9 protein-coding genes are annotated in these 6,947 nt (G+C 68.2%); 3 read left to right on the forward strand and 6 right to left on the reverse strand.

Annotated elements, in window-relative coordinates; all coding sequences use genetic code 11:
- A partial coding sequence (locus ROTAS13_RS16425; RefSeq protein WP_171979119.1) for a TolC family protein occupies positions 1-855 on the reverse strand: 855 nt, incomplete at its 3' end.
- Positions 856-1,910: 1,055 nt separating this feature from the next.
- Between ROTAS13_RS16425 and ROTAS13_RS16435 the strand changes: the two genes are divergently transcribed.
- Positions 1,911-2,363 (forward strand): helix-turn-helix domain-containing protein, encoded by a 453-nt coding sequence (locus tag ROTAS13_RS16435; protein ID WP_075822877.1) that lies wholly within the window; start codon positions 1,911-1,913, stop codon positions 2,361-2,363.
- A 616-nt stretch (positions 2,364-2,979) separates the two neighbouring features.
- Here the strand turns inward: ROTAS13_RS16435 and ROTAS13_RS16440 are convergent.
- From ROTAS13_RS16440 to ROTAS13_RS26425, 3 genes are all read right to left on the reverse strand, one after another.
- On the reverse strand, positions 2,980-3,252 hold the full coding sequence (locus ROTAS13_RS16440) for a hypothetical protein (RefSeq protein WP_075822878.1): 273 nt from the start codon (positions 3,250-3,252) through the stop codon (positions 2,980-2,982).
- 72 nt (positions 3,253-3,324) lie between these two features.
- Complete coding sequence (locus ROTAS13_RS16445) at positions 3,325-4,200, reverse strand: DUF932 domain-containing protein (protein ID WP_075822879.1); 876 nt, start codon at positions 4,198-4,200, stop codon at positions 3,325-3,327.
- Positions 4,201-4,351: 151 nt separating this feature from the next.
- Positions 4,352-4,600 (reverse strand): hypothetical protein, encoded by a 249-nt coding sequence (locus ROTAS13_RS26425; protein WP_126281748.1) that lies wholly within the window; start codon positions 4,598-4,600, stop codon positions 4,352-4,354.
- 204 nt (positions 4,601-4,804) lie between these two features.
- On the opposite strand from ROTAS13_RS26425, the gene ROTAS13_RS16450 reads away from it, so the two are divergent.
- Positions 4,805-5,536: a ParA family protein gene (locus tag ROTAS13_RS16450; protein ID WP_075822880.1), complete on the forward strand. Its 732-nt coding sequence runs from the start codon at positions 4,805-4,807 to the stop codon at positions 5,534-5,536.
- Positions 5,533-5,835 (forward strand): hypothetical protein, encoded by a 303-nt coding sequence (locus tag ROTAS13_RS16455; RefSeq protein WP_075822881.1) that lies wholly within the window; start codon positions 5,533-5,535, stop codon positions 5,833-5,835. Before ROTAS13_RS16450 ends, ROTAS13_RS16455 begins: the two co-directional genes overlap by 4 nt.
- A 54-nt stretch (positions 5,836-5,889) precedes the next feature.
- On the opposite strand, the gene ROTAS13_RS16460 is transcribed toward ROTAS13_RS16455, so the two are convergent.
- Together ROTAS13_RS16460 and ROTAS13_RS16465 are read right to left on the reverse strand one after the other, a co-directional pair.
- Positions 5,890-6,156, reverse strand: a complete 267-nt coding sequence (locus ROTAS13_RS16460; protein ID WP_139323398.1) for a hypothetical protein — start codon at positions 6,154-6,156, stop codon at positions 5,890-5,892.
- A 32-nt stretch (positions 6,157-6,188) separates the two neighbouring features.
- Positions 6,189-6,788, reverse strand: a complete 600-nt coding sequence (locus ROTAS13_RS16465; RefSeq protein ID WP_075822883.1) for a hypothetical protein — start codon at positions 6,786-6,788, stop codon at positions 6,189-6,191.
- Between the last annotated feature and the right edge of the window lie 159 nt (positions 6,789-6,947).

The following is a 6,947-nucleotide window of genomic DNA, read 5'->3' on the forward strand; positions in this document are numbered from 1 at the left end:
GGAGATGGTCACGTCAGGCACGGCGGTCGCGCGCTGGAGGGTCAGGTTCGCCCGCTGCTGGGCGATCGCCGCCTCCAGCCGGGCCAGCTCGGGACTACCCGAGAGACGAGCCAGCGGGTCCGTTGGAACCGGGCGGCCGGGATTGGGACCGATCTCGTCGAACCAAGCCTGGCGAGGGGCGAGTTCGACCCGGGGCACCCCGATGAGCACGGCAAGGTCGGCTAGGGAGATGTCGACCTCGCGCTGGGCACGCTCGGCGGCGATGTCGGCCGTGGCCCGGACCACCTCGGCCCGCTCGGCCTGGAGCAACGGATCCCGGCCTGCCTCGACCCGGGCGCGAGCGGCCCGGAGCGTCTCGGCTGCCAGGCGGGCGCGCTCTCGCTCGACGCCGACGAGCCGCCGGGCGGCCTCTGCGGTGGCCAGGGCCGTCACCACCTCCCGGGCGATCTCCAGCCGGACGCCGGTGAAGTCGAGCGCGGCGACCTCGCCGCTGCGGGCAGCAAGATCGATCCGGGCGGAGCGCTTGCCGCCGAGCTCGATGCGCTGGGCGAGGCCGACCGTGCTCTCCAGGGTCCGGAAGGCCCGGTTCTCCTGGCGGCCACCGAAGCCGCCGAAGTTTTCGAAGCTGCCCCTCAGTTCCGGGTTGGGCCGGAGCCGTGCCTGGAGGGCGTCGGCCTGCACGGCCTGGCGGGCCGCCCCGGCGCCGCGGAGAGCGGGGGAGACGGTGAGTGCGGCCTCGACCGCCTGCTGGGGCGATAGGATGGTGAGGGGCGCAACAGGCGGACGGGCGTCCTGTCCGAAGGCCAGGGCCGGGACGACGGCGAGAACCGCCGCGAGCCGGGCAACGCTGAGCATCATTGTCGCCCCGCACCGCCGGGCCAGGGCACCCACCGTGGCGCCACTGAAGTCCGCGGGATGGGAGGCGGCCACCGAGATTCCAGCCGCGGCCCAGGAGCGGTTTGCTCCCCGTGTCTCCAGGGACACGTGCCGCCTCTGTCCTTCGTCTCGCGCGCCATCCACCAGGTGATCTCCCGTCGATGGCTCGGCAGATAGGGCCTCTAGCGACTGGAGGTTCAAGGGCCATTCTGCGTTGGAAGACGCCGTCGGAGTGGAAGCATGGCTGAACGGGCGCCTGCGGGGCCCAAGGCCAGGGAGCCTTCGGGGAAGCCCAGGTGCCGCCGGGACGATGCAGGCGGTGGGTGAGGCGACGGGTGGCCGGGTGCCCTGGGCGAGGGCGGCCTCAGGGATGACGGCATGGAGCGCCGTTAGCCGGGCAGTGCTGAATGACATGGAGGTACCTGGAATGACGGACCGCGAACGGGCCGGGCACCGCCGCCCTCAGGGATGGGCGGGCCGGACCAGCAGGAAGGCGTGTTCCGTCAGGCGCGAGGTGGTCTTGGCGGCAGTTCGGTCACGCCGGAGGGCAGCAGCCGGTCCGGCACCGGGACCGGCTTGAACTCAGGATGGACGACCGCAGGCGCCCCGGCCGCAAGGATCGGCGGGAGCGGGGTTACCTTGCCGCAGAGGTGGTGGGCTGAGTGACACGGCAGGGAGTCCGGCTGCAGGGGTTCGTCACCAGAGCCAGCGTCCATGAGAACCAACTCGACCAGCGCGGGCGGACTCGTGACCGTAGGGGCACCAGCATCCGCCGAGACCGCCAGAGACAGGAGCATGAGCGCGCACATCATCACCGAGAGCACTCGGCGAAGGATCCTGGCGGCCAGCGATGTCGGCAGGGCGAGCATGCTGCCCAAGTCTAACGCAGCTGTAATCCGGTGTCATCGGGAGACGGGGGGACATCTTGTCCCACCCCCCTGTCGGCCTTGCAGGGCAGGCCAGGGAGCCAGCAGGGAGGTACGGTGTCACCGAGGCCCCATATCCTCCAGGATGGCCCTGACCGAGGAGATACCATGGCGAGGCTGACGATCGGCGAGCTGTCGCGGCTGACCGGCGTGAAGGCGACCACGATCCGCTGGTACGAGGCCGAGGGCTGGCTGCCTCCTCCCGCCCGAACCGAGGGCGGGCACCGCTCCTACGGGGATGCCCACCTCCGGCGGCTCGGCTTTATCCGCCATGCCCGGGAACTCGGCTTCTCCATGGAGCACATCCGCTCCCTCCTCGACCTCGCCGACCGGCCCGGGACGGACTGCTCGGCGGCACACGCCATCGCCATGGCCCACATCGCCGAGGTGGACGCCCGGATGAAGCGCCTCGAGGCGCTGCGATCGGAATTGCAGCGGATGGCCAGCCAGTGCGTGGGCGGCCACGTGGAGGAGTGCCGTATCATCGAGACACTGGCGGACTTTGGGCATGGGCACTGTACTGTCCCCATACATGGGGAGCCGGCGTCACGTCTGGGCTGAGCGATATATCGTTACGATGTCGTGGTAGTATCGATGGATCGAGGACGGCAGGCCGGCGAAGCCGGCCGGGCGAGTGGAGCGCAACACCTGATCTTTTCAGGTTCGGCCAAATTACGAGTCTGTATTATCGTCCTTCACAGTGCCGCCCCGCCATCCTGGCGGCCAAGGCATCGCAGCGTGCGCTTCCGCGACGCGGCGCAGCGCCGCCGCCTCCTCGTCAGATAGGGGCCGTATGCCACGGGGATAGCGCACCCACTCCCCCCTATCGCACCCCATCTGGTCAGAAAACTCGCGTAGCTCGGGCGACAGCGGCGCATGGACCGCTGCCAACCCCTCTAACCATCCGCCGAAGTCGTCGCGGATCTCGTGCCGCCCGTTGGCCATCTGGCGCACCGCCGCTTGCCCCACGTTCAGTCGGCGTGCGAGGCCGCGCTTGGTCCAGCCGATCGTTTCCAGGCACTCGGCGAAGCGGGATGGGGACATAGCCATACGGACGGTAATGACCCAACGACGGCACCGGCCGCAACGTAGAAGGCCGCCCGGAGGCGGCCAGCGGCGAAGCACAGAGCGGGGCAGCGAGGGCGGGCCGAAGCCTGCCCGCACCACCTTAACGCGGTCACGACGAGGCCCCAGCGGCGCCCGGTGTAGCACGATAGGGCGGGATCGCCGCGGCGGCGCGCACGGCCGCGCGTTCGGTCAGCATGGCCAGCAACAGCGCCTCGCTCTCACCGTCGATCAGGTTGCAGATGATGGCGCGGCCGGCGGCATCCTCGACCACGGCAAGGAGGTAGGCGGGATCTTCTGAACTGGTGCCGAGCGCCAGGCCGTTGCCGGCATCGTCATTGAGTACGAGCGAAATGCCCAGGATAGGCAGAGCGTGGAAATCCATAGTGCGGAGCTTTCGACGGGGTGGCACGCAAGGGCGGAAGGAAGGGCGGGGATCGCTCCCCGCCCCCACTGGTTAGGCGGCGCTCTTGAGGGCCGCCATGCGCTCGCCCAGCATCCACAGCGCCCGGTTGAGCTTCACGTCCTGGTCGATTCCCGTAACCTCGCGCGAGGTGATGCGGCGCGGGCGGTTGTTACCGTCCCTGCCCCAAGCCTGGAGGCCGCCGCGAATGGTGTTTTCCTGCACCCGGTTAAAGGTGCTCCACAGGTCCGCGCCTGTGTCCGCCGCCCGGCGGGCGGTGAGGAACTGTTCCGCCTGAATTGGGGAGGCGACGTTGCCCTCCTCGTCTCCGAAGCGGATCACGCGGGCGGCTTCCGCAAGGATGTTCTGTTCCTCGCAATTAAGGGCGACGCTGGCCCAGGCATCAGCGGCCTCAATGGCCTGGCGCGAGGCGCCGAGGACCTCGTAACTGCCCTCGATCACTTGGCGCACTACGTCGCCCTTGTGCGGCACCTTTACCGAGCGTTCCGGCCCGGCCGACACCACCATCCCATTGAGGCAGGCGAGGCGGAACACGCCTGCGGTGACGTGGTAGGCGCTGGTCCCATCGTGGGAGTTGATGAGCACGACTTCCGGAAAGGTCATGCCGACGCGACGCGGCTGGCTTGCCTGACCCTCGTGGCGGAAGCGGATCAGGTGCTTGGTGTGGCCGCTGCGGTCGGCGTCGCGCGGGCGGGTCTGCCGCGCCAGCACCGGCACAAAGCCTTCGCGTCGCAGACCCGCGATTACGTCCGCAGTCGGGATATAGGCGTAGCGCGCGGAGCGGGAGGAATGGGCCTCTGTCGCGAAGGCAGACGGGGCGAGCTGCATTAGCTCCCCGTCTGACAGTGGGTTAGCGCCCATCGCGGCGCGGGTGGAACCGAAGGAACGAGAAGAACGGAAGAACGTCATGCGGAGCGCCTTGCTCTAACCGCCGAAGCGAAGCGCCTCGGCTGAGAGGAACATTACCCCGACCCAATCCACCGGTCAACGTTTTTAAATTAAAAAATTCATTTATATGGTAACGGGTCCGTGACCTTGTCTGTTGCGGCGGCGTAGGGTTCTACGCCGCCGGTGTGCTCTCGTTCTTGGTGGCAATGCTGGCCGCGATCATGCCTGCGATGATGGCTTGCGGCGTGACATTGCGGCCCGTCTCCATCGAACGACGGGCGCTTTCCTCTGTGAGGGCGAGCAGGTGCGCGCGCGGAATACGGAGCGTCAGTTGCGCCATGTCACCGCCGGCCGGGCGGCCAGGGCGGCGCTTGACCGGGGTGCCAGTGGCCTTGGCGTCGGGGCTAGAGCTGTCTGACATACTGGGATCCTGGAGAACATTCATGGTGGTTTATAAATTAAAGAACTAAACAACCACGATGCCCTCGGATGGGGAAGGCCCTACTGAGGTGTCCAGCGCCAAGTGTACAGACGTAATACGCTTTACGCATGGCGACGTACGTTGTAGTCAAGCCGTATTGACGCTTGCTAACTTGACGCACGGCGTCATGCGGTTGGAGCCACCATGTCGATCATCACTGTTGCCAGCTCAAAGGGTGGGCCAGGCAAGACAACGCTGTCCCAGATCATCGCGGGCACCCTCGCGGCGCGGGGGGTGAGCGTTGCCGTGCTCGATGCCGACCCGACTGCCGGCCTGTCCCGATGGGCATCCAGGCTCTACGAGGGAGCCGCCTTTGTCTGCCACCACGAACCGGACGAGGCGAAGCTGGCCCATTTGATCCATCGGATGGCCCAGGAGGCTGAGGTGGTAGTGGTGGACACAGCTGGCTTCGGCAACCGTGCCGCGACCGTTGCCATGACGGCGGCAGACGGGGTGCTGATCCCCATGGTGCCGGGGGAGGGCGACGTGACCGAGGCCGCCCGCACCGTTGAGCTGGTGGCCGGCGTTGCATCGGCAGCCCGCCGCGAGATACCTGCCCGTGTTGTTCTCAACCGCGTGCGGTCCTCGACGGCACTCTCCAAACACGCTGCGGCCGAGGCAGCGACCCTGCCAAAACTAGCCGCCTCCCTGTCTGACCTAGTGGCCTATGGGGAAATGGGCTTCTCAGGGCGGATGCCAGCTGGGAAGGCGGGAGCAGAGGCGGCAGCCCTGGTCGACGAGCTGCGGGAGCTGGGGTGGCTGCCGGGCAATCCCTCAGCGGCTGGAAAGAAAAAGACGCCGAGCGCCAAGTTACATGGCGTAAAGGCGCAAGACGTAAAGACGAAAGCCGTAAAGACACAGGAGCCGCACCGTTGAAGGGCCTCAAGAGCACCAGGCCAGCGCCGCCCATTTCCCCTGACGAGATGCTACGGGCAGCCGGCGAGGCCGCACCGCAGCAGCCGCCGGCCATTGCCCAACGCCAGGGCGACGACAAGCCGGCTGTCCTGTCTGTCCGGATGACGGAAGGTACCTTGGAAGCCCTGGCCCGCTTCGCAATCGAAAAGGGCACGACGCAGCGGCGCGTGATCGCGGAAGCCCTGGCCAAGCATGGCGTGCAGGTATCCAGCCATGACTTAGAGGAACGGCCCCAGCCCAGGCGCCGTGGGCGGGGTTAGAACCGCAAAGCCGTCTTGCGTAAAGCAGTAATACGCAAGACAGCTTGGCGCTTGTCAGTCATAGTCATTCCACATGCGGGAAATGCGCGCGCGCAGCCCAAGGCAGAGCATCCCAACAGCCCCACCACCCCAAATCATGCCAAGCGGCTCCCAGAGCGGTTGCCCCGCGTCGAGTGCGGAGCGGATGCCGAGGAGGCCCGCGAAGGCGCATACGATGCCCAGGAAGCCCATCACGGCCAGCAAGACCCTCGCTGGTCCCCGCACCAGGTAGAGCAGCGGGGCGAGCAGCAGCCAGGCAGCGGCGCGGAGTGCAGAGCCCACCCCGCGGATCGCCCGTGGGAAAGTCGCCGCCACTACGAGCGTGGCCCCGCCGGCGCCGCCGGCGGTGGCGCCTCATCCAGCCACAGCGGCACGGCGCAGGCCCGCCGGCCAGCGGCATCGGCCCAAACCGCCCGCCCTTCGCAGCGCGACAGGAGGCCTACAAGGTCATTGCGGCGGATGGCGTCGGCCCATGCCCGAGCCGAGGCCGAGCCGTCCGACAGCGCGGCGCGGATAATGCCCGTGGCCTCGCGCACTTCCGCCGCCTCCGTCGATCTTCCCCACAGATAGCCGCCGCCCAGCGCGCCCAGCAGCAGCACCGCCGCCCCGGCGCCCGACAGCACGGCCAAACGCCGGGACTGCGCGCCGGCCTGGCGCACGAAGTCGGCCCGGCATGCCTTCACGAGCTGGCGCGTCATCTCGGCCTGCGCTGAAGCGTCCAGCGGCTGCCGGCTAGACTCTGCGTGGTCCAGCACTTCGCCCATGGCGCCGAGGCTGGCCCCGAAGGCCTCGAGAACCGGGCCGAGCGGGTCGCCCTCCAGTTGCGCCTTCGAGGCCGCGAGGCGCAGATCGGCCCGCGCGCGGCCGATCGCTGCGCGCGGGTCCGAGGGCGCCGCCGCAGTCGTCGTGCTCACGGAATCCAGGACCGGATCGGCACTAGGGACGCGGCTGTTGAGTTTCGCTGAGAACTGACCCGGGGTTTTCATCGAGAACTGACCCGTGCGGGGATATGTCCCGCGGGCTGTGGCCGCGGGTCAAGCGGGTGTTTTGGCCCTCCTGTTCCTGGGTTCGGC

The sequence above is a fragment of the Roseomonas sp. TAS13 genome (assembly GCF_001950415.1).
GTDB classification, from domain to species: domain Bacteria; phylum Pseudomonadota; class Alphaproteobacteria; order Acetobacterales; family Acetobacteraceae; genus Roseomonas; species Roseomonas mucosa.